Genomic DNA, 22,771 nt, shown 5'->3' on the forward strand with positions numbered 1-22,771 from the left:
TCGCGGACGGGGTCAATTCGATGAATTTAACCAACAATCTACAGCCCTTAATAAAAGTATGTAGGGTGGATAAGCGTCAGCGCATCCACCAACCCAATAACTCATGAGCAACTATCAACGCTTGCGTATCACTGGTGGCTGTTATTTCTTTACCGTCTTCACTTGGCGGCGCAGGCGGGTTTTTATCGACGACGCGCGCGTTCAAATGCTCCGGGATGCCTTGCGCAAAGTCAAGCAGACGCGGCCGTTTCAAATCGACGCCATGGTCGTGCTCCCCGACCACCTGCATTGCATTTGGCGGCTGCCGGAAAATGATGCGGATTATTCATCCCGCTGGCGGGAGATTAAAAAAATGGTTTCCCGCCAAATCGACACCACCACCAACGCTCGCCAAGAACGTTTGGTGTGTGGCAGCGCCGATTTTGGGAACACGCCCTGCGCGACGAAGACGATTGGCGGCGGCACATGGACTATATTCAGTACAATCCAGTCAAACACGGATTGGTGCAACACCCCGGACATTGGCCGTGGTCGTCGTTCGCCGGCGCAGTGAAAAAAGGTTGGTACGATGCGGATTGGGGCAGCCAACCACCAAACGATATAGACGACATGGAGATCGAATGACCCAACCCACATGCAAATGCAAGAAACGTAGGGTGGATAAGCGCCAGCGCATCCACCAAACAGCAAAACCTTGCCCTATTGGAAAATCGGTGGATGCGCTAGCGCTTATCCACCCTACGGATTTACTGATTTTGGAAGCGCCATGACAAGCAAGAATCGAGTCGCCGAGGCGAATGTCAAGTATTTGGCGGATGAGGTCAGGCAAGCCGTGCCGGTTGGGGGCTTGTATCCGCCAGGGTATAAACAGACAGAAGTGGGGGTGATTCCGGAGGATTGGGATTGCTGTGCGATAGGAGATTTTAATCCGTTTGTAACAAGTGGTTCACGAGGCTGGGCTTCATTTTATGCCTCACATGGAAATATTTTCGTTAGGATTACCAACATGTCGCGTGAGTCTATCTATTTAGATTTGATTGAGACAAAGTTTGTTTTATTGCCCCATCAATCGTCGGAAGGTAAAAGAACTTCACTTGAGAATGGCGATATTCTTATATCCATTACCGCAGATATTGGTATTTGCAGTTATGTGGACGTTCGGTTGGAAAAGCCTGCTTTTATTAATCAGCACGTTGCACTTGTTCGTTTTGATAAAAACGAAATAGATTCAAAATATGTAGCTTACTTTTTATCTTCCGAGAATGTTCAAAAACTATTTAAAGGAGCTGCTGATCAAGGCGCGAAAGCAGGAATGAATCTTGATGCAGTGCGGAAGATAAAAACTGCAATTCCATCAAAGTTAGAACAAACCGCCATCGCCAATGTCCTGTCCAATGTCGATGCGCTGATTCACTCACTGGAAAAACTGATCGCCAAAAAGCAGGCCATCAAAACCGCCGCCATGCAGCAACTCCTTACCGGCCGCACCCGCCTGCCCCAATTTGCCCTGCGTGAAGATGGTACGCGGAAGGGTTATATGCAAAGTGAGCTGGGGGAAATTCCGGAGGATTGGGACTGTATACACTTCGGTAATTTATTTGAGGATACTCTCACGAGAAAAATACTCAAAGCATCTGATACTGTTTCTTTCGTAGGAATGCAAGATGTGACAGAAAATGCTCAGCTATCTAACACCTCATTGATTAAATTTAGTGATATTAAGAGTGGTTTTACTTACTTTGAAAAGGGTGATGTTCTAGTCGCGAAAATAACACCATGTTTTGAAAATGGTAAAGGCTGTCATACTGATTCATTACCTACCGAAGTAGGATATGGAAGCACAGAGTTCCATGTTTTTAGGGCTAAAGAAAATTCTGATGCACGATTTATTTATTTCTGGACTACTCGTAACAACTTTAGAATTACACTTGAGTCTGAGATGGTTGGAAGTGCTGGTCATAGACGAGTTCCTTTTAGTGCAATTCAAAAATATCTAATACCAAGTCCGAAAAACAAAGAAGAACAAACCGCCATCGCCACCATCCTCTCCGACATGGAGGCCGAAATCCAAACCTTGCAAAAACGCCTCGCCAAAACCCGTCAAACCAAACAAGGCATGATGCAGGAATTGCTCACCGGGAGAATCCGGCTGATATGAACAAATACTCGCTCGGCGGTTCGCAAACCACCTATCAACCGGGTTCCAATAATCGGGTATTGCTGAATAAACTGGGTATTACCGATCCAGAAGAGATGGATGAGGTTGAGTTGTTGTTATTGCAGCAATTGTATGATCGGGTATTGATTCAGCAGTTGTATGAAGGTGTCATAACGGTCGAGCATCTCAAGACATGGCACCGTCAGTGGCTTTTTCCAATCTACGATTGGGCTGGCGAAGAACGTTCGGTCAACATGGGCAAAAACGGCTTTCAATTTGCTGCGGCGACGCAAATTCCATATTTGAATCTTCTGGATAGAGATTATCTGTCCAGACTGACGCCTTGCCAGGCGTTATCGGATGACGAGCTGATCAGGCTATGGCTATCATCCATGTTGAGCTTATTCTTGCGCATCCATTCCGCGAAGGTAACGGAAGGCTGGCGCGTCTATTAGCCGACATCATGGCTGTACAGGCAGGTTACGGCACTTTGGATTACACGTCTTGGGATAATAACCGGGAGGATTATTTTACGGCTATTCAGCAAGGATTAGCTTGCAATTACCAGCCAATGATGAATTGGATCGAGCGCGCCTTTAATGAGACTGAAGCCGATTAAGAGGCCAGTTTTAAATGACGGTATTTTTTGCTGGCTACCTTGAGTTTGGCTTCAATAACAGCTATCGGCTGCCCTGTTTCGATGGCGGTGGAGCTAGCGATTGAACGAATGATCATGGATTTGCTGACCGTGGGGGCTTTATTTTTAGGACGTTTGATGTTCATGGTCTGCTTAAATCTTTGCAAAATTAAACTGCTTGAAATCATAGCACGAGAAACAATTATCTTTTATTTTTTAATCCGACTTTGCTGACCGCACAATGTTAAAAACGGAGTTGCTGGAAATTGTAGTTAATGGCGAGAATTCGGGCATCGAGTTCAAGCGTGATGATATTCGACCCGAGCAACTGGCCAAGGAAATCGTGGCGATGGCGAATTTTCAGGGTGGCAAGGTGTTATTAGGCATTGAGGATGATGGTGCCATCAGCGGAATTCAACGGCCCAATCTGGAAGAATGGCTGATGAATGTGATGCAAGAAAAAATTCATCCGTTGATTTTGCCGTTCTACGAAGAAATTAAACTGGACGGAGGGAAAACCGTCGCGGTAATCAGCTTTCCGCAAGGCATATCAAAACCCTATGTGCTCAAGGATCGCGGCAAGGAAGAGATTTATATCCGTGTCGGCTCCACTTCGCGGCTGGCCACGCGCGAACAGCAGATGCGCCTGTTCGAACTGGGCGGCATGTTGCATACCGAACTGATGCCGGTGCCGCGCACCGATATGCAATGTCTGGACGAAGCGCGGCTGAACAATTATTTGAAAGACATAATCCGCGATCCGGATATGCCGCATTCCGAATCGGAATGGCAACAGCGTTTATTGGGACTGGGTTTTTTAACCGATGCGGGCGGTGTAGCGAGTTGTACCATTGCCGGCTTGGTGCTGTTTGGCAAACAGCCGCGTCGGTACTTTAAACAGGCAGGTTTGCGGGTGTTCGCGTTCGATAACGCGGAAAAAGAATATCAGGCTCAGTTGGATGAAATTTTAGATGGCCCCATGGTTGGCCGGTGGGATGTGACGCCTTCGGGCAAGCATTTGATCGATGGCGGCATTATCGAGCGTTTCATGTCGGCGATTCAGCCGTTTATCAGCGAGCAATCGTCAACTATTGATGCCGGTTTACGCCGGGAGACTCAGTGGTTTTATCCGCTGGAAGCCATCCGGGAAGTCTTGATCAACGCCTTGGCGCACCGGGACTGGACGCGCTTCGTCGAAATCGAAGTCGGTTCCTATGTTGACCGTTTCGAAGTAATCAGTCCCGGCTCTCTCCCTAATTCGATGACGATCGAAAAGATGAAAGCCGGGCAGCGTTCGCCGCGCAATACCCTCATCATGGAAGTATTGCGCGACTACGGTTACGTCGATTATCGGGGCATGGGCGTCAGAACCAAAATCGTGCCTTTGACCCGCGCTTTGACCGGTAAGGAGCCCGAATTCGTGGCAACGGCTGATTATCTGAAAACCACTTTGTACCGTTAGCTAAAAGGAGTTTACTTTGAGTCAGGTCGGCCAGCGCGAACGCGCCACGCAAAACCGCATCGTCGAATTTTTTCAGCATCAGCTGGGCTACCGTTATTTGGGGAACCGGCACGATCGCGAAGACAACAAAAACATCGAAGTCGATTTGCTCACGGCTTGGCTGAAAAAACGCGGCGTCGGTGAGGCGTTGATCGCTCGCGCCATTCGCCAACTGGATGCGGCCGCAGCGCTAGGCGAAGGCAAGAAACTTTATTACGCCAACAAAGAGGTGTATCGCCTGCTGCGCTACGGTGTCAAAGACAAGGAAGGCGCGGGCGAGCAGAACCAAACCGTCTGGCTGATCGATTGGAAGCACCCGGAAGCCAACGATTTTGCGCTTGCCGAAGAGGTATCCATCAAGGGCGAAAGTAAAAAGCGCCCGGATATCGTGTTGTATGTCAATGGCATCGCGTTGGGCGTGATCGAATTGAAGCGCTCTTCGGTATCGGTTTCCGAAGGCATCCGGCAGAATCTGGATAACCAGAAGAAGGATTTCATCCGCAATTTCTTCACCACGATGCAACTGGTCATGGCCGGTAACGATACCCAGGGCTTGCGTTACGGCACGATCGAAACGCCGGAAAAGTATTATCTGGAATGGAAGGAAAATAATGTAGATTGGATTGAGCAAAGCGAAGCCCAGCAAAATCAAACCGTTGGGCTTCATTGCATTCAGCCCAACCTACACAAGCTGGATTTTCATCTCAGCCGCATCTGCAACAAATCGCGTTTCTTGCAGATCATTCACGATTTCATCGTGTTCGATGCCGGCGTGAAAAAAACTTGCCGCCATAACCAGTTTTTCGGCATCGAAGCCGCCAGGCAACACGTTGCCCGCCGCGAAGGCGGCATCATCTGGCACACGCAAGGTTCCGGCAAAAGCCTGACCATGGTGTGGCTGGCCAAGTGGATTCGGGAGAACGCCCGGGATAGCCGGGTATTGATCGTGACCGACCGCACCGAGCTGGACGAACAGATCGAAAAAGTCTTTACCGGCGTCGAAGAAGAAATTTACCGGAGCAAAAGCGGCGCGGATCTGATCGCTACGCTGAATCAGGCCACTCCCTGGCTGATTTGTTCGCTGGTTCATAAATTCGGCCGGCAATCCGACAGCGAAAACGATACCGCCGCAGATGCTTTTATCGAGGAGTTGAAACAGGCGTTGCCCAAGGATTTCAACGCCAAAGGCGATTTGTTCGTGTTTGTAGACGAGTGTCATCGCACTCAATCCGGCAAGCTGCATGAGGCGATGAAAGCGATTCTGCCTGCGGCAATGTTTATCGGCTTTACCGGCACGCCGCTGATGAAAAAGGACAAGAAGAAGTCGGTGGAGGTGTTCGGCCCCTACATTCACACTTATAAATTCGATGAAGCCGTGGCCGATGGCGTGGTGTTGGATTTGCGTTACGAGGCGCGCGACATCGATCAGCACATTACCTCGCAGAAGAAAATCGACGAGTGGTTCGAGGCCAAAACGCGCGGTTTGTCGAATATCGCCAAAACCCAGCTCAAACAGAAATGGGGCACTCTGCAGAAGGTGCTGTCCAGCAAGTCGCGCTTGCAACAGATCGTCAACGACATTTTGCTGGATATGGACACCAAACCCCGACTGATGGACGGCTACGGCAACGCCATGTTGGTTTGCGCCAGCGTCTACCAGGCTTGCAAGGCTTATGAAATGTTCAGCCAGTCGGATTTGGCCGGCAAGGTGGCGATTGTGACCAGTTTCCAGCCTACCTCTGCTGCGATCAAAGGCGAGGAAACCGGCGAGGGGCTGACCGAAAAACTGTTCAAATACGACATTTACCGGAAAATGCTGGCGGATTACTTCGAACAGCCGGAAGACGAAGCGGCCAAGCGGGTCGAAGCGTTCGAGAAGGACGTCAAAAAGCGCTTTATCGACGAACCCGGACAAATGCGCTTGTTGATCGTGGTCGATAAACTGTTGACCGGATTCGACGCACCGTCGGCGACCTACTTGTACATCGACAAGCAAATGGCCGATCACAATCTGTTTCAGGCCATTTGTCGGGTGAACCGGCTGGACGGCGATGACAAGGAATACGGTTACATCATCGATTACAAGGATTTGTTTCGTTCACTGGACAAGGCGATTACCGACTATACCCAAGGCGCGTTCGAAGGCTACGACAAGGAAGACGTGGCGGGTTTGTTGAAAGACCGGCTGGAACAAGCTCGACTGGATTTGGAAAATGCGCTGGAAATGGTTCGGGCGCTGTGCGAGCCGGTCAAGGCGCCGCGCAATACCCAAGATTACATCCATTATTTCTGCGGCGAATCGGGGTCGAACCGGGATGCACTCAGCGAGAAAGAAGCGCTGCGTCTGACGTTGTACCAAAATGTCGCCAAATTATTGCGCGCCTTCGCCAATATCGCCAACGAGATGCCGGAAGCGGGATTTTCCAGTACGGAAACCGAGAAAGTTCGCTCGGAAGTCGCGCATTATGAAAAAGTACGCGACGAAGTGAAACTGGCCAGCGGCGACTTGCTGGATATGAAACGTTTCGAGCCCGCCATGCGCCATTTGTTGGACATGTATATCCGCGCCGACGACAGCGAACCACTGATGGACTTCGAGGCACTCGGGCTTATCGAACTGATCGTCGAGAAAGGCGTTGATGCGGCCGAATCCCTGCCCGAAAGCCTCCGCGGCAATCAGGAAGCGATGTCGGAAACCATCGAAAACAACGTGCGCAGAACCATCGTCGATGAAAATCCGGTCAATCCCAAGTATTACGAGCACATGTCGGTATTGCTGGATGAATTGATCGCGTTGCGCCGGCAAAAGGCGATCGAGTATCAGGAATACCTTGAGCGCATTCGTGAGTTATCCCGAAAAATGATTCGTCCCGAACAAACGAGCTCAAATTATCCGGCTTCGATGGATACAAAAGCCAAGCGCGCTTTTTACGACAACTTTGGCAACGACGAGATGCTGACGACCAAAATCGACAACGCCATTCGTTATACAAAAAAAGCCGACTGGGTGGGCGACCGCTTCAAGGAGCGGGAAATCGCCAATGCAGTACGGCAGGAAACCGCCGGTTACGACGTGGATGTTCAGAAAGTGATGGAACTGGCCAAGGCACAGAAGGACTATCACTGATGCCGTTGATCCGGATTGGCGAGTTATCGCTGCAACTGAATCGCAAGGCGATTAAGAACCTGCATATCAGCGTATTGCCGCCCGATGGCCGCGTGCGGGTGTCCGCGCCGGAACACATGACCGATACGGCGATTCGCATGGCCGTGGTGAGCCGTATCCCTTGGATTAGAAAGCAACAGCGCGAGTTTGCCAGTCAACCCAGACAATCCGAACGGGCTTTGGTCAGCGGCGAGTGTCATTACTTCCGGGGCAAGCGTTACCGTTTGAATGTCACGGAACGGGCCGGCCGCCATGAGGTCAAGGTAGCGGGCGGCAGAATTCACCTGTTCGTTAATCCGGGCACCTCGGTTGAAAACAGAGCCCTTGTGCTGACGGAATTTTATCGAACTCAACTCAAAGCCCATATTGAAAAACTCGTCACCGATTGGCAATGCCGCATCGGTGTCGAAGCGGCCGATTGGAACATTAAGAAGATGAAAACCAAATGGGGTAGCTGTAATACGCGGGCTAAACGCATCTGGTTGAATCTGGAGTTAGCCAAAAAACCGCCCGAGTGCGTGGAGTATATTCTGGTTCATGAACTGGTTCACTTGCTCGAACGCAATCACAACGAACGTTTTCGGGCGCACATGGACAAACTCATGCCCAATTGGCGGGAAAGGCGGGATCTTTTGAATAAACTGCCGTTGGCGTTTGAGAATTGGTTATATTGAAAGGAGTTCTGAATAAGTACCTCTGCCTCCGGGCACAGGCACCTCCACCCGGTGTTGAACGTGCCTGGCGTAGGATGGGTAGAGCGCCAGCGAAACCCATCAAGCCCTCGTCCGCTTGCGAACGAGCGCCTCGACGGTCTGAGCTCCGAACCTAATCAGATCCGGTCCCACATCGGAGTCTCCGGCGATGGGTTTCGCTACGCTCTGCTCATCCTGCGACCTCGATGCTTGACAAGACGGGAAGTTGTGTAGATAGCTATGCCACGAGAAGGCAGTATGAGGAAATCTCTCATCGATTTTTTCCCTCTCCAAGGACCTCTCCCACGGGAGAGGGAGTTTTCCAGACCTACAAAAATACATCGGGACTGTTCCCAAGCGTGCCGTTACCTACCCTACGTTCGATGCCTCATTTCCGCAAACTTGACCGTAGCAAGTTACTCCTGCTCTCCGGTCTGCTGCCATTCGCCTTCCCCGCCGCAGCGATCGAGGAGGTCGCGCTGGACATCGGCTCGCTGAGCGCACAGGGCTGGAAACTCGAAAACGTCCGACTTGCCCTCGAAGGCATCCCGAACTCTCGCCAGCAGTTGGCCCTAACGATCGGAAAGCTGGCCCTGCCGAAACCGTTCGACGACCTGCAACTGGCCGACATCCGCTGCACCGCGTTCAAATGGAACGACCGTCAAACCGTCTGCGAACAGGGCCGCGCCAGGATCGGCTCGAAGCGCTGGCGTTCACCGAAGGCTGCGTTTTCGTTCCGGCTCGGCGAGAAATCGAGTAGCGCGGCCGTGACCGGCCTCCGGCTATCCGGCGGCATCCTTAACGCCGAAATGACCGAACGGGCGATGCGTTGGCAGGTCAGGCTGGCCGGCGAAAAACTCGACGGTGAGCTGCTGCGGAAGCTGTTCGGCTTCAGCCCGGTCGAGATCAAAAACGGCGAGTTGGATTTCGAGCTTCTGGCCTCCGGAATCAAAGGCAAAATCGGCGACATCGCCCTGAGCGTCCGGCTTCATGACCTTTCCCTGCAAACCCCGGACGGCAAAGCCGCGACCGAAGCACTGTCCGCAAACGCGAAAATCCATGCCAGCCACGAAGGAGAGCGCTGGCACTGGCAAATCTCCCCGCAGCTCACCGGCGGCGCGCTGTACCTGGAACCCGTCTATCTCGAAGCAGGCAAGGAAGCGATCAAATTCACCGGACAAGGAAGTTGGGACCCCGCCCGGCGATGCGTCGACATCGCCTCGTTCGTTTTCGAACATACCGGAACCGCGGCCGTAAGCGGCAACGCCTCGATCGAAACCGGCGCCCCGGTGAAACTGGCCCGTGCCGCCTTAACCGTACAATCGGAGGATTTGGCGCGCTTCTCGGCGGTCTATCTGAAACCTTTCGCCGAACAGACCGCTTTCGAGAGCCTCTCGCTGGAAGGCCGGGCGAAAGCGGAACTGACCTTGGCCGAACAAGCCCTGACGCATCTGGCGTTAAACTTCGCCAGGCTTGCGGTACACGACGAAAGCGGCCGGGTCGCCGCCGAAGGCGGAGCAGGCTCGATTTACTGGTCGAAAGCTCCCGACGCGGCCGTCCCGTCGGCGCTGAGCTGGCAAAAACTGTCGCTGTATTCGCTTCCGATCGGTCCTGCCCGGCTGCCCTTCTCGGCGCGCGCCGACCGGATCGAACTGCTGAAAAAAACCCGCCTGCCCTTTCTCGGCGGCACCATCGCGCTGAACCGGTTCACTTTGCAAAGCCGCCCCGAACAGGAACCCGACGTCTATTTCGAAGGGCGCCTGAACGATATCTCGCTCGAACAACTGACCGGCGCCTTGCATTGGACGCCGCTGTCGGGCACGGTCAGCGGCAGGATACCCGGCGTCGAATACCGGGACAAGACGCTGAAACTGAAAGGCGAACTGAACGTCAAAGTCTTCGACGGCAACATCAGAATCGCCAATCTGGCTTCTTCCGGACTGTTCAGCGACTTCCCGAGGCTCTCCGCCGAGATCGAACTGGACCGCCTGGACCTCGACCGGATCACCCGCAAATTCGAGTTCGGCGGGATAACCGGCAGATTGTCCGGATTCGTCAAGAATCTGCAGCTCGAAAACTGGCGGCCGGTCGGCTTTTATGCCTGGTTCGGCACGCCGGAAGACGACGACTCAACGCACCGGATCAGCCAGAAAGCGGTCCGGAATATCGCGAACATCGGCGGAGGCGGCGCGGCCGACCTGCTGTCGCGCAGTTTCCTGCGCTTTTTCGATACCTTCGGCTACGACAAGATCGGCCTCGGCTGCTACCTGCACGCCGGCGTCTGCCAGATGATGGGCATCGAGGCCGCCGAAAACGACGGCTACCGGATCATCAAGGGCGGCGGCCTGCCGAGAATCGACGTGATCGGGTATAATCCACGGGTTGACTGGACCGTGTTGATGGAGCGCCTGCAACGCATCACCGCATCGGACGAAGTCATTATCAAATAATTCAGGTGAAATCGATGAGAAAACTTTCCCTTCTGAGCGCGCTGCTGCTTTCCGCCTGCGTCACGATCAACATTTATTTTCCGGCCGCGGCCGCCGAAAAAGCGGCCGATGAAATCATCCAGGACATTCAGAACGCGGTGCCGCCGAAGCCGCAATCGAGATCCGGCCAAGATGACGAACACGCGGCTCTCTTCCGCTGGATCGACAGGGCCATCGGCACAGTCATAACTTCCGCCAAGGCGGCCGAGGCCGATCTTTCGATCGACAGCCCCGACATCCGGAAGCTGCGCGCGTCGATGGAAAAGCGCTTCGCCTCGCTGCAGCCGAACTATGCGGCCGGCTACATCGGCATCAAGGCGGACGGCTCTTTGACGGTCCGGGAAGGCGCCAATATCCCGTTAAAAGACCGCAATCAGGTCACCAAACTGGTCGCGGCCGAAAACCAGGACCGGCAGCGCCTGTACCAAGCAATCGCGAACGCGAACGGCCATCCCGAATGGCTGGACCAGATCAAGGCGACCTTCGCCGCGCGCTGGATCGGCAACGCCCAGTCCGGCTGGTGGGTTCAGTCCTCGAACGGAAGCTGGAAACAGAAATAACAGATGGCGGGAAACAGAGCGAGAAAGAAAACCCTGCCGGAAACGCCGGTTAGAACCACGATCGAATCGCTCGCCCATGACGGGCGCGGCGTTTCGCATGTGGACGGCAAGGCCGTGTTCATCGACGAGGCCCTGCCCGGCGAGGAAGTCGAATTCGTCTACACCGAAATGCGCCGCGATTTCGCCGAAGGCAGGGTCGTGAATCTGATCACCCGCAATCGGGCGCGCAGCGAGGCGCTCTGCCCGCATTACGGGGTCTGCGGCGGCTGCAGCTTTCAGCATGTCGAAGCGGCCGAACAGATCCACATCAAAGAGGATTTGCTGAAAGAGCAGTTCAAACGCATCGGCAAGGTCGCCGCCCCCGAACTCTGGCCGCCGTTGACCGGCCCGCACTGGGGCTACCGGCGCAAGGCGCGCATGGGCGTCAAATATGTCGCGAAGAAAAGCCGGACGCTGGTCGGCTTCCGCGAACGCCGCCATCCTTACCTGGCCGAAATCGACAGCTGCCGGGTGATGCACCCGGTTGTCGGCGAGAAACTGATCGATCTGTCCGAGCTGATCTCGGGCCTCAGCATCCGCGAAAAAATTCCGCAGATCGAAGTCGCGATCGGCGACGAGCAATGCGTGCTCGCCGTGCGTGTAATGGAACCGCCGACCGAGACCGACAAAGAAAAGATGCGCGTCTTCGCGCACGAACACGGCGTGTCGATCTGCCTGCAGCCGAAAGGCCCCGATTCGATCGTGCCGCTGGACGGCGAGCCGGAAGTGATTCCGACCTACGCCCTGCCCGAGCAGGCGATCGAATTCAAATTCCGGCCGGCGATGTTCACCCAGGTCAACTACGAGATCAACCGGCAGATGATCAACCGGGTGCTCGAAACGCTGGAACTGAACGAATACGATACGGTGCTGGACCTATTCTGCGGCCTCGGCAACTTTACGCTGCCGATGGCGCGTTACGCCGGCCGCGTGGTCGGCGTCGAAGGCGACCAGCCGCTGGTGGACCATGCGAAAGAGAACGCCAGGCACAACAAGATCGAGAATGTCGAATTCTACGCGGCTGACCTCAGCAAGGATGTCTCTGACCAGCCCTGGTTCAATCGTAAATACAACAAGATCATGCTCGACCCGTCGCGGGCCGGCGCGTCGGAAGTGCTGAAATATTTCAAGAAATGGCAACCGGAGCGGATCGTCTACGTCTCCTGCAATCCTTCCACCCTGGCGCGCGATGCGGGCATCCTGGTCAACGAGCTCGGCTACAAGCTGGCCAAAGCCGGGGTGATGGACATGTTCCCGCAGACCGGGCATGTCGAATCGATGGCGCTGTTCGTCAAATAAAGGCTGTCGAATCATGGCCGACACCTACCTCGACGTTTCAATCGCCAACCAGCGTCTGGCATTGATCGAAAACGGGCAAACCGTCAAAACCTATCCGGTTTCGACCGCGAAAAACGGCCCCGGCGAACGGCAAGGCAGCGAATGCACGCCGCGCGGCTGGCATCGGGTGCGCGCAAAAATCGGCGGGGGCCAGCCGGTCTTCACCGTCTTCAAGAGCCGCCGCCCGACCGGCGAAATCTACAACCCGGAACTCGGCCGCCTGTATCCGGAGCGTGACTGGATCCTGACCCGAATCCTGTGGCTCGGCGGTCTGGAACCTGGCTTTAACCGCTATGGCAATGTCGACAGCACCTGGCGCTACATTTACATCCACGGCACGCCGGACGAAGGGATGCAGAGCCCGCCCGCATCGCACGGCTGCATCCGGATGTTCAACGCCGATGTGCTGGAATTGTTCGACCACCTCGAAGCCGGCGTCAGGATTTACATTCATGAAGATTAGAATGGCCTTTCCGGCAATCCGCGTAGGGTACGCTGCGCGTACCTTTTCTCCCAAGGCCCGAACCGATACTACCGGATTCGGTACGCGCAGCGTACCCTATGCCTTGACGTCCGCCCTATGACCCGCATCGTCCTCGGCATCGAATACGACGGCAGCGCCTTTTCCGGCTGGCAATTCCAGGCCGAACGGCGCAGCATCCAGGCCGCACTCGAACGGGCGCTGGCAAAAGTCGCGAATCATCCCGTCACTGTGATCTGCGCCGGACGCACCGACGCCGGCGTGCATGCGCTCGAACAGGTCGTGCATTTCGACACGAAAGCCGAGCGGGCGCCCTACTCCTGGGTGATGGGCGGCAATACCCACTTGCCCGACGACGTACGCATCCTCTGGGCCAAGCCCGCGGTCGGCGACTTTCACGCGCGCTACAGCGCGATCGCGCGCTTTTACCGCTACATCATCCTGAACCGGCCGGTCAAATCGGCCCTTCTGCCCACGCAAACGACCTGGTGCTATACGCCGCTCGATGCGGACCGGATGCACCGGGCCGCCCAATGCCTGATCGGCCACCACGACTTTTCCTCGTTCCGGGCGCAGGGCTGCCAGTCCAAAAGCCCGTTCCGGCAGGTCCATTTCGTCGACGTGACCCGCGAAGGCGATAAAGTGATCATGGATATCGCCGCCAACGCGTTCCTGCACCACATGGTCCGCAATATCGCCGGCAGCCTGATCGCGGTCGGCGCGGGCAAACAGCCGGCCGACTGGATTCGGAAACTGCTGGCGGTCAAAAAGCGCGCGCTCGCCGGCATCACCGCCCCGCCTCACGGCCTGTACCTGGGCGGCGTGTTTTACCCCGAATGCTACCGGCTCGCCAATCACCCCGTTTTCGCCAAACTGCCGGCCGATGCTTGCCGACACCAGGATTAAGGGCCGTAGATACTGTTATCCACGTCAAGCGTTATGAAGAGCAGCGTTGTAGGGCGTTTTCGCGATAGCAAAACGCCAGCAGGCCTCAAAGCAATGGCGGATTGCCTGGCGGCGAAAACGTCCTACAAAAGCTGTTATCCACATCAAACGTTATGAAGGGCAGCGCTGTAGGGCGTTTTTGCGATAGCAAAACGCCACCAGGCCTCAAAGCAATGGCGGATTGCCTGGCGGCGAATCCGCCCTACAAAAGCTGTTATCCACATCAAGCGTTATAAAGAGCAGCACTGTAGGGCGTTTTCGCGATAGCAAAACGCCACTAGGCATCGAAGCGATGGCGGATTGCCTGGCGGCGAATCCGCCCTACAAAAGCTGTTATCCACGTCAAGCGTTATGAAGAGCAGCATTGTAGGGCGTTTTCGCGATAGCAAAACGCCAGCAGGCCTCAAAGCAATGGCGGATTGCCTGGCGGCGAATCCGCCCTACAAGAGCTGAACTTAGCATTAAATCATCCTCTCTACTAAAGCATTTATCCTGATTAAAAAACCGCTCGTCAATGAAGAGCTAAACTACACGGATCAGGCCATGACCGAACCCTTCGAATTCCCGCCCCTAAAAAAATGAATTACATTGCGCTAACCATGCTGATGGGCGACCGCGGAAAGTATCTCGGCATCGTGATGGGCCTGACCTTCGCCTCGCTGATCATGACCCAGCAGCCCGCCATTTTTCTCGGCCTGATGACACGGTCGTACAGCTTCATATCGGACGTCGGCCTGCCCGACATCTGGGTGATGGACCCGAAGGTGCAGTTCATCGACGACATCAAGCCGATGCAGGACACCGAACTGTACCGGGTGCGCGGCGTGTCCGGCGTCGCCTGGGCGGTGCCTTTGTACAAGGGGCTGATCAAGGCGCGCCTTTACGACGGCACGTTTCAAACTTGCAATATGATCGGCCTGGACGATGCTACCCTGATCGGCGGTCCGCCGGAGATGCTGGCAGGAAGACTGGAAGACCTGCGCCGCAGCGACGGCATCATCGTCGACATTGAGGGCGCGACCACCAAACTGGCCAAGGCGCCGGCGCAAGACGGAAAACCCGTGCCGCTGGCGATCGGCGACACGCTCGAACTGAACGACCGGCGCGCGATCGTGGTCGGGATCGCCAAAACGACGCGCACTTTCCAGTCCCAGCCGGTCCTCTATACGACCTACAACCGCGCGCTGCAGTATGCGCCGCGAGAGCGCAAACTGCTGTCGTTCGTGCTGGTCAAGGCCAAACCCGGCCAGAACATCGGCGAACTCACCCGCCGCATCCGCGAATCGACCGGCCTGGCCGCCTATACCCAAAAGGAGTTCCAGACGCTCACCTACGATTATTTCATGAAAAACACCGGGATCCCGATCAACTTCGGCATTTCGGTCGCGCTCGGCTTCATCGTCGGCGCGGCGATCGCGGGCCAGACCTTTTATAACTTCACGCTGGAAAACCTCCGGCAGTTCGGCGTGCTGAAAGCGATGGGCGCGAGCAACGGCGTGCTGCTCAGGATGATTCTGCTGCAGGCGCTGCTGGTCGGCAGCATCGGCTATGGGCTGGGCGTCGGCCTGACCGCCCTGTTCGGCTTTACGATGCGCAATACGATTCTGGCATTCAAGTTTCCCTGGCAATTGCTCATGTTCAGCGGCGCGGGCATAACTTTGATCTGCATGTTCGCCGCCTTGCTGAGTATCCGCAAAGTGATCAAGCTGGAACCGGCGGTCGTGTTCAAAGGATGAGCATGAATGGCAATGGATTGGCCGTATTGTGCCGAAATGTCGTCAAAACCTATGCTGCCGGCTCGCAAAAAATCACCGCCCTGCAGGGCATCGACCTCGAAGTCCGCGTCGGCGAACTGATGATGCTGGTCGGGCCGTCCGGCTGCGGCAAGACGACCTTGATCTCGGTCATCGCCGGGATTCTGGACCAGGATTCGGGCCTGTGCAGCGTATTCGGCCAGGACCTGCTGAAATTGAGCAGCCGGGAGAAACTGAAGTTTCGTGCTGAAAATATCGGCTTCGTCTTTCAGGCTTATAATTTGCTGCCGACGCTGAGCGCGGCCGAAAATGTCTCGATTCCGCTGATCATCAACGGCATGGACCGCCACGAGGCGGTACGCAAGGCGAACGGCGTCCTGGAACAGGTCGGCCTCGGAAATCGCGTGGACGCCCTGCCTTCCCAACTGTCCGGCGGCCAGCAGCAGCGCGTGGCGATTGCGCGCGCGCTGGTCCATGACCCGCGGCTGATCGTCTGCGACGAGCCGACCAGCGCGCTGGACCACGAAACGGGGCGGCATGTGCTCGAACTGCTGAAGTCGGTCGCGGTCGACAGTTCCAGGGTGCTGGTGATCGTGACCCACGACGCCCGCATTTTCGATTTTGCGGACCGGATCGCGCAAATGGACGACGGAAAAATCGTCAAAGTGCAGCAATCCCGGACTGATGATGAGCAACGCCGAGTTTAACTCTTCACGGAATTAAGGATGCTACCCAAATATACTCTACCCGTGCTGGCTACCGCCGGCTTTCTGTTCGGCGTATTCGAGGTGTTCACCAGCAACAAGCCGACGCCGATCGCCCAGGCCGCGACCGAACCGGCCACCTCGCCTTATGCCTCGTTCATCGCCGGCGCCGGCATCATCGAGGCGAAAAGCGAGAATATTGCGATCGGCACCCACCTGGCAGGTATCGTCAAGTCGGTCAACGTCAAAGTCGGCGACCGGGTCAAACGCGGCGATATTCTGTTTTCAATCGACGACCGTGCGGCACTGGCCGACCTGAGCGTGCGGGAAGCCGATCTGGCGCGGGCGAAGGCCGCGGTCGGCGAAGCGAAAGCCGGCGTCAGAGATGCCGCAGTACTGCAGCGCCTGGCCGAAAGCATCGAAGACCGCCGCGCGATCAGCACCGAAGAACTCGACCGGCGCCGGAACGCCACGCTGATTGCACAACGCAGGCTCGACAGCGCCGAGGCGCAGGTACTGCAGGCCGAAGCGGTGGTCAAAGAAAGCCGGACCACGCTGGATTTATTGCAGGTCGAAGCCCCGATCGATGCCGAAGTGCTGCAAGTGAACGTGCGGCCGGGAGAATTCGCCCAGGCGGGTCCGCTTGCCACCCCGCTGATGCTGGTCGGCAATCTGGAAGACCTGCATGTCCGCGTCGATATCGATGAAAACGATGCCTGGCGCTTCCGCCGGGAAAGCAAAGCGGTCGCCTATTTGCGCGGCAACCGCCGGTTTCGGACCGATCTGGCGCTGGCCTGGGTGGAACCCTTCGTCGTGCCCAAAAGATCGCTGACCGGCGACAGTACCGAACGCGTCGATACCCGGGTTTTACAAGTGCTGTACAGCTTCGATCGCAATAAAATGCCGGTCTTTGTCGGGCAGCAGATGGACGTTTTCATCGAGGCGCCCGATGTCGGCCGCGAAACCACACCGATCCGCACCTCTCCTCCCCCCACGCCGCCGGCATGAACAAAGCGCTCTTGCTGATTTTCGCCGGAACGATGGCCGGCTGCACGGTCGGCCCGGATTATGTCCGCCCCCGAATGCCCGCGCCCGCCCAATGGAGCGAAAGCTCCTCTTCCCCGGATACGCCGCAAAGCGATCGGGCCTGGTGGAAAACGTTCGGCGACCCGGTTTTGAACCGGTTGATCGATGAAGCGGCCGCGACCAATCCGGATCTGAAACAGGCATTCCAGCGCATCCGGATCGCCCGCACCCAAAGGACGCAGGCCGTTGCCGCCGGCCTGCCGACGCTTTCCGCGCACGGCAGCGCTTCCCGCCGCCTGAACAGCTTCACTTCTTCAGCCGGAACGACAACCGCGGTCGGCGGCACGGCATCCGGCGCCGGCGGCGCGTTCGGGATCGGCAACAATCTGATCGATATCTTCCAGGCGGGCTTCGACGCGCAATGGGAGCTCGACCTGTTCGGAGGCATTCGCCGGACCGTCGAGGCAGCGGAAGCGACTATCGAAGCCGAAATCGAAAACCGCCGCGCCCTGACGGTCAGCCTGCTCGGCGAAGTGGCCGGTCAATACGTGATGCTGCGCGCCAATCAGCAGCTGCTGGCGGTGATTCGCGATAATCTGGCTACCCAGCAGGACACCCTGCATCTGACCCGGGAACGTCAAAAAGCCGGCCTCGCCTCCTATCTGGACGTGGCGCAGGCCCACGCGCAGGTCGAGGCGACCGCGGCGGAGCAACCTGTTTACGAAAACCAGATCAAACTGGCCCTGCACGCGCTGAGCGTGCTCCTGGACAGAACGCCGGGCGAACTGACCCAACGCCTGCAGCGGCCCGCGCCGATTCCGCAGCCGGCCGAGCCGGCTTCCGCCGAACTGCCCTCGGAACTGCTGCGCCGCCGGCCCGACATCCTGAGCGCCGAACGAAGGCTGAAAGCCGCCAATGCGGATATCGGCGCCGCGGTCGCCGCCCAGTATCCGCGCATCAATCTGGCAGCCTTCATCGGCCTCCAGAATACCGACATCACCGATTTCACGATGCTCGGTAAATCGTGGTCGGCCGCTTCGACTCTGGCGTTTCCGATTTTCAACTGGGGCAGTATCCAGGCCAATATCGAAGGCAGGAAAGCCCGTCATCAGGAATTGGTATACGCCTATCGAGCCGCCGTCCTGAATGCTTTCAAGGAAGTCGAGGATGCGCTGGCTTCGATCGAACAGGAGCGGCGGCGCCAGGCGCAGCTGCGGCAAGCCGAAGCCGCCGAAAAACTGGCGCTGGACCTCGCCCGCGAACGCTATTTGAAGGGATTGACCGGTTTTCTGGACGTGCTGACCGCGGAACGGTCGTTGCTGACCCGGCGTCAGGCTCTGATCGAAAGCCAGGCCCGGCTCGCCGGCCAACGGGTGGCATTGTATAAGGCGCTGGGCGGCGGCTGGGAAGTTGCGGAGCCGGAAAATCGCCGGCAGCACGGTCAACTTTCGCTGCCCCAGACCAGTCCCCTCTCTTAAGCGGCGGCGCCGAATCCGTCAGACCGGCCCGGCAGTGGCAAGGTTAAAAACCAGCCCCCGCGCCGATCAGCGCCGAGACATAATCGAAACGTCCGGAGAAACCGTTCGGCCAGAACACATGAAAGGCGAAGAACGCGGCAAGGTTCAGGATCACGCCGACCACCGCCGCGGTGATGCCGGTCAACGGGGCGGTAAATTTGAGATTGCCGTGCGTCGATTCGATCAGCGGACCGCCGGCCAGAATAAACAGAAAACTCGGCAGAAAAGTAAAAATAGTGCGGAGCCCGTTTGCCGCCGATCGCTCCGAGCAACGCCGCACTCAGGACGATCAGCGGAATCGGCATATGGAGCAGGAAGATCGCCAGAAACGCCAGCGCCGCGATCGCCCGAAGCTGCGCATTTTTCAGCGCCCGCGCCCCGATCCGGTAAGCCGCGAACAGCACGATCGCGGTCACCGCCGGTTTAATTCCGTACAGCACGCCGGCGATCACCCCGCCTAAGGTCCGGTGCATCAGCCAGCCGATATAAGTCGCCAACTGCTGCGCCTCGGGGACCGGGCAGCAGCATGCAGTAGTTCAAGACATGCAAATAACGCCGCGCGGAAATCCAGCGTTGCTTTTCGACCAGATCGTAGGCATGATCGCAATCTGCCCGGCCGGCCCTCCAAAACTGATAAACCCGAGTTTGAGCCAATAGCCGGAGGCTTGGCGCAACGTGACGAATTGGGGCGGCTCCCCGGTCGAATCGGGCGGATTCATCGGTCGTCTCTCCGGTAGTGCGAGGAAAAGTGACCCGAATTATACCCAAACTCGACCGTCTAGAGCATTTTCATACCGTGTGCAGGGAAGTCCTCACCTTCTGAAGGGTGCCCTGCCGTTAAGCCCAGCCCTGTAGGGTACGCTGTGCGTACCCTCGATGTCGAAAGGTACGCACAGCGTACCCTACGGGGGCTGAACCCGTAAGATACAGATGCCGGGCGGGATATTTGAGGCTGTGAAAGTATTCCTCGCCCTTGCTAAAATAACGGAGCCCGCCACCGCCCCGTTAGCGCCGATGCCCCGTCCGTACAAAGAAGGACAAAACCGCCAAGAAGTTCTCCGTCTACCGCCACGGCTGGACGACTGGGTGGGCGCGGATAACCCGGTCCGGGCCATGGATGCGTATGTGGAGCCGCATAGGTCGGGCACGCGCTTTTTGTGCCCGACCTACGCGGCTTGGGAGGAAGCGGTTCAGGCACGTATCCAGCAGCAAAATGGCGTATTCCGAAACACGTATCCAAGCGGCTCACCGTTTACGGGGTCTTCGCAATGAAGACTCTGGGATTACTTACGGAAAAAGAGTGGCCTCATGGTTTTCGTTATCCGCGACAGTTCAACCGGGTCGTTGAATTGAGGTTAATAGAACTTGAGCCCTGGTACTTTCTGGCGGGGCAGCCCCTGAGAGAAGCAATGGCTGGACTTACCGAAAGATATCCTGCACGACAGCTCGTTCCTTTCGCTCGCCGGCAAGATAATGATGATATTGCATGCTGGGACGTCGGCAAAGAAGACGAAGTATTTGTCATTCATGACTTCGCCTCACCCGGATGGGAACAACGCGCTCAATTTGCCAGTTTCTATGACTGGCTTCGGCGTGCCGTTGAAGACTTTATCGAGTTCGACAGTTGACAGGTTCTCGATTTAAGTCAGTACATTCAGAAACTCCGGCGGTACCTGACCAGCCGTGTAGGTCGGGCAACCGCTTTATCGTTGCCCGACGATCATGTGGCGATCCTGCTTCGGAATGTTGCGCGGGTCTGAAATCCTGTCACCTTTCAAGACATTGGAAATGTCGGGCACAAAAAGCGCGTGCCCGACTACGCGGCTGGGGTCGGCATTTCTGGGCGCGGGGGTATTTTTGTGCCACGGTGGGAGAGATGACCGAAGAGATGATCAAAGAATATCTAGAGCATCATTTTGAGTCGGATCCAGCTACCGAATTTAAAGTTGAACCGTAGACGCGTCGTTAAGCCGACGCGTATCCCGGACTTTCAGTCCGTAGCCCAAACCCACCGGCTTTTAGCCGGTGGTTGTTTAGTATTTATCAAAGCAAGTTTGGTGCGCGACTAGGGCGGATTCGCCGCTAGGCAATCCGCCGCGCTTTAAAGGCGGTTGGCGTTTTGCTATCGCGAAAACGCCCTACAACTAAAAGGTTTTAAAAACCTCGTAGGTCTGATTTTCGCCTGGCGGCATCCGCTCTGGCAAGTGTCGTTCCCACACAGGCTCGAAAACACGACAAAAATCGTCGATCAGGCAATGCAATTCGGTTAAACTGTTCATGAGCGCCTTCCGATCATGGTCAGATTTGTTTATGGAAACAGAATCTTACGCGAAAAAAAGGGGGCGTTCGCCTAGCTTTTTATTATCCCGAACTCAGGTTGAAAAAGGAATCCGCGCTTAACCGAGACGATTGCCGTGAATGAGATCCCGCATTACCGCACGCTCAACGAGTTTTATCCATTCTACCTCAGCGAGCACGCCAACCGCGTCTCGCGCCGGCTGCATTTCGCCGGTACCTCGATCGCCTTGGCGCTGCTGGTCGCCGCTTTCGCGGCGCCGGCGGTGTGGCTGGCGGCGGTTGTGCTGGTGCAAGGCTATGCCCTGGCCTGGACCGGACATTTTTTCTTCGAGCACAACCGGCCTGCCACCTTCAGGTATCCCTGGTTTAGCTTTCTGTGCGACTGGCGAATGTGGTGGGACATGTTGACCGGCAGGATTCCATTTTAAGAAAATCCGTCTTCCTGCCCGATCCGACAGCCCTCGGCGACCTCTTCGTCCGGAGGCAACACAGCCAGCGTAGAATGTTATAGATACCGCAGCGATGAAAAACACGTCTATCGATTACAAATCCAGGTAGAGATGGTCTGCAAAGGCGTATGACGAAGTTTTATTAGCTGCGGTATGTATTATTGCGCCCTACAGCCTCCAATACTCCGAATGCTGACTCAATAAAAACATGTTGACCGATTTTTCTCTTTACCAGACTTTGTGCATTGCGCTGGTTTTCGTCTGGACCGGCTTCGTCCGGACAGGGCTGGGTTTCGGCGGCGCCGCGCTGGGCTTGCCGCTGATGCTGTTCATCCGCGATACGCCGCTGTTCTGGCTGCCTATCATCGGGGCGCATCTGCTGTTTTTTTCCGGCCTGACGCTGCTGAACCGCCTGCATAACGTCGACTGGCGCTATCTGCTGCGCTCTTCGCTTTACATCATTCCGCCCGCCATCGTCGGCGTTTTCGGGCTGGTCAACCTGCCGGTGTTATGGCTGAACATCTTCGTTTATTCGATTACCTTGTTTTACGGTTTCATTTGGCTCTTCAACCGGGGCATCGAAAGCCGCCATCCCTGGGCGGACAGAGGGCTGCTCGTTTTGGGAGGCTATGTTGCAGGGATATCCCTGTCCGGGGCGCCGTTAATGGTGGCCGTTTTCATGAATAACGTCGGCAAACGCCAATTGCGCGACACGTTGTTCGTCTTATGGTTTATTCTGGTCGGCATCAAGATGACTACGTTTGTGGCCCTGTCCGTGGATCTGCATTTGACCGAAGCGCTGACGCTGCTGCCGGTAGCCGCCATCGGGCATCTGCTGGGCCTCAAAGCGCATGACGCGATCATGCGCAACGACAGGCTTTTCAAGCGGTGGATCGGCGGCGGCCTGATCGCGGTCAGCGTTCTTGGGTTAGGGCATTTGTAGTGCATGAAAGTCCGGAGCGCCACTCCATCGGGAATACAAGAAAAATACCCGCCTGTTGAGGTTCTTTGAACCAA

At 56.2% G+C, this 22,771-nt stretch carries 23 protein-coding genes and 1 pseudogene; 21 read left to right on the top strand and 3 right to left on the bottom strand.

Annotated features, from left to right (window positions below):
* Window positions 1–103 precede the first annotated feature (103 nt).
* The 4 genes and pseudogenes from CC94_RS21150 to CC94_RS24210 all read left to right on the top strand — a co-directional run bounded on the left by CC94_RS21150 (window position 104) and on the right by CC94_RS24210 (window position 2,777).
* Window positions 104–624 (top strand): annotated as a pseudogene (locus CC94_RS21150) (REP-associated tyrosine transposase).
* A 142-nt stretch (window positions 625–766) separates the two neighbouring features.
* On the top strand, window positions 767–2,158 hold the full coding sequence (locus CC94_RS0102470; protein ID WP_005373643.1) for a restriction endonuclease subunit S: 1,392 nt from the start codon (window positions 767–769) through the stop codon (window positions 2,156–2,158).
* Entirely contained in the window at window positions 2,155–2,613 is a 459-nt protein-coding gene (locus tag CC94_RS21155) for a hypothetical protein (RefSeq protein ID WP_213069398.1), read from the top strand. The genes CC94_RS0102470 and CC94_RS21155 overlap by 4 nt, the downstream gene beginning before the upstream one ends.
* Window positions 2,538–2,777, top strand: a complete 240-nt coding sequence (locus CC94_RS24210; protein WP_213069399.1) for a Fic family protein — start codon at window positions 2,538–2,540, stop codon at window positions 2,775–2,777. The genes CC94_RS21155 and CC94_RS24210 overlap by 76 nt, the downstream gene beginning before the upstream one ends.
* Here the strand turns inward: CC94_RS24210 and CC94_RS24035 are convergent.
* On the bottom strand, window positions 2,774–2,941 hold the full coding sequence (locus tag CC94_RS24035; RefSeq protein ID WP_169740941.1) for a hypothetical protein: 168 nt from the start codon (window positions 2,939–2,941) through the stop codon (window positions 2,774–2,776). The genes CC94_RS24210 and CC94_RS24035 overlap by 4 nt on opposite strands.
* 95 nt (window positions 2,942–3,036) lie before the next feature.
* Between CC94_RS24035 and CC94_RS0102485 the strand changes: the two genes are divergently transcribed.
* From CC94_RS0102485 to CC94_RS0102545, 12 genes are all read left to right on the top strand, one after another.
* On the top strand, window positions 3,037–4,257 hold the full coding sequence (locus CC94_RS0102485; RefSeq protein ID WP_031429675.1) for an RNA-binding domain-containing protein: 1,221 nt from the start codon (window positions 3,037–3,039) through the stop codon (window positions 4,255–4,257).
* A 16-nt stretch (window positions 4,258–4,273) separates the two neighbouring features.
* Window positions 4,274–7,423: a type I restriction endonuclease subunit R gene (locus CC94_RS0102490; RefSeq protein ID WP_031429676.1), complete on the top strand. Its 3,150-nt coding sequence runs from the start codon at window positions 4,274–4,276 to the stop codon at window positions 7,421–7,423.
* A complete protein-coding gene (locus CC94_RS0102495) occupies window positions 7,423–8,136 on the top strand; it encodes a M48 family metallopeptidase (RefSeq protein WP_031429677.1) in 714 nt (237 codons plus the stop codon). The genes CC94_RS0102490 and CC94_RS0102495 overlap by 1 nt, the downstream gene beginning before the upstream one ends.
* Window positions 8,137–8,537: 401 nt before the next feature.
* The gene (locus CC94_RS0102505) at window positions 8,538–10,604 is read left to right on the top strand and encodes an AsmA family protein (protein ID WP_005373656.1); all 2,067 of its coding nucleotides are present in this window, start codon (window positions 8,538–8,540) and stop codon (window positions 10,602–10,604) included.
* A gap of 14 nt (window positions 10,605–10,618) precedes the next feature.
* Entirely contained in the window at window positions 10,619–11,203 is a 585-nt protein-coding gene (locus CC94_RS0102510; RefSeq protein ID WP_005373658.1) for a YdbL family probable chaperone protein, read from the top strand.
* Window positions 11,204–11,206: 3 nt separating this feature from the next.
* Window positions 11,207–12,541 (top strand): 23S rRNA (uracil(1939)-C(5))-methyltransferase RlmD, encoded by a 1,335-nt coding sequence (gene rlmD / locus CC94_RS0102515; RefSeq protein WP_005373659.1) that lies wholly within the window; start codon window positions 11,207–11,209, stop codon window positions 12,539–12,541.
* 13 nt (window positions 12,542–12,554) lie between these two features.
* A complete protein-coding gene (locus tag CC94_RS0102520) occupies window positions 12,555–13,043 on the top strand; it encodes a L,D-transpeptidase (protein WP_031429680.1) in 489 nt (162 codons plus the stop codon).
* Between the two features lie 117 nt (window positions 13,044–13,160).
* Window positions 13,161–13,967, top strand: a complete 807-nt coding sequence (truA, locus tag CC94_RS0102525; protein WP_031429681.1) for a tRNA pseudouridine(38-40) synthase TruA — start codon at window positions 13,161–13,163, stop codon at window positions 13,965–13,967.
* Window positions 13,968–14,584: 617 nt separating this feature from the next.
* Complete coding sequence (locus CC94_RS0102530; protein ID WP_031429682.1) at window positions 14,585–15,742, top strand: ABC transporter permease; 1,158 nt, start codon at window positions 14,585–14,587, stop codon at window positions 15,740–15,742.
* A 2-nt stretch (window positions 15,743–15,744) separates the two neighbouring features.
* Window positions 15,745–16,467, top strand: coding sequence for an ABC transporter ATP-binding protein (locus CC94_RS0102535; protein ID WP_031429684.1), 723 nt, complete (start codon window positions 15,745–15,747; stop codon window positions 16,465–16,467).
* Window positions 16,468–16,485: 18 nt separating this feature from the next.
* Window positions 16,486–17,472 carry an efflux RND transporter periplasmic adaptor subunit gene (locus CC94_RS0102540; RefSeq protein WP_031429685.1) on the top strand — a complete coding sequence of 329 codons (987 nt, stop codon included), beginning with the start codon at window positions 16,486–16,488 and terminating at the stop codon, window positions 17,470–17,472.
* Window positions 17,469–18,968: an efflux transporter outer membrane subunit gene (locus CC94_RS0102545; RefSeq protein ID WP_031429686.1), complete on the top strand. Its 1,500-nt coding sequence runs from the start codon at window positions 17,469–17,471 to the stop codon at window positions 18,966–18,968. Before CC94_RS0102540 ends, CC94_RS0102545 begins: the two co-directional genes overlap by 4 nt.
* Before the next feature lie 43 nt (window positions 18,969–19,011).
* On the opposite strand, the gene CC94_RS25410 is transcribed toward CC94_RS0102545, so the two are convergent.
* Window positions 19,012–19,287 (bottom strand): chromate transporter, encoded by a 276-nt coding sequence (locus CC94_RS25410; RefSeq protein WP_040578361.1) that lies wholly within the window; start codon window positions 19,285–19,287, stop codon window positions 19,012–19,014.
* A 25-nt stretch (window positions 19,288–19,312) separates the two neighbouring features.
* Between CC94_RS25410 and CC94_RS25415 the strand changes: the two genes are divergently transcribed.
* Window positions 19,313–19,468, top strand: a complete 156-nt coding sequence (locus CC94_RS25415; RefSeq protein ID WP_425411943.1) for a hypothetical protein — start codon at window positions 19,313–19,315, stop codon at window positions 19,466–19,468.
* A 75-nt stretch (window positions 19,469–19,543) separates the two neighbouring features.
* On the opposite strand, the gene CC94_RS25420 is transcribed toward CC94_RS25415, so the two are convergent.
* Window positions 19,544–19,726 (bottom strand): hypothetical protein, encoded by a 183-nt coding sequence (locus tag CC94_RS25420; protein WP_051911357.1) that lies wholly within the window; start codon window positions 19,724–19,726, stop codon window positions 19,544–19,546.
* Window positions 19,727–20,275: 549 nt separating this feature from the next.
* Here CC94_RS25420 and CC94_RS0102560 point away from each other — a divergent pair.
* The 4 genes from CC94_RS0102560 (at window position 20,276) to CC94_RS0102575 (ending at window position 22,697) form a co-directional block, all read left to right on the top strand.
* Window positions 20,276–20,635 carry a hypothetical protein gene (locus tag CC94_RS0102560; protein WP_031429689.1) on the top strand — a complete coding sequence of 120 codons (360 nt, stop codon included), beginning with the start codon at window positions 20,276–20,278 and terminating at the stop codon, window positions 20,633–20,635.
* Entirely contained in the window at window positions 20,632–20,964 is a 333-nt protein-coding gene (locus tag CC94_RS25425) for a transposase (RefSeq protein WP_084675281.1), read from the top strand. The genes CC94_RS0102560 and CC94_RS25425 overlap by 4 nt, the downstream gene beginning before the upstream one ends.
* Before the next feature lie 457 nt (window positions 20,965–21,421).
* Complete coding sequence (locus tag CC94_RS0102570) at window positions 21,422–21,733, top strand: Mpo1-like protein (protein WP_031429690.1); 312 nt, start codon at window positions 21,422–21,424, stop codon at window positions 21,731–21,733.
* Window positions 21,734–21,962: 229 nt separating this feature from the next.
* Window positions 21,963–22,697 carry a sulfite exporter TauE/SafE family protein gene (locus CC94_RS0102575; RefSeq protein WP_031429691.1) on the top strand — a complete coding sequence of 245 codons (735 nt, stop codon included), beginning with the start codon at window positions 21,963–21,965 and terminating at the stop codon, window positions 22,695–22,697.
* Window positions 22,698–22,771 lie beyond the last annotated feature (74 nt).

The organism is Methylomicrobium agile (assembly GCF_000733855.1).
In the GTDB taxonomy this organism is placed as follows: Bacteria; Pseudomonadota; Gammaproteobacteria; order Methylococcales; family Methylomonadaceae; genus Methylomicrobium; species Methylomicrobium agile.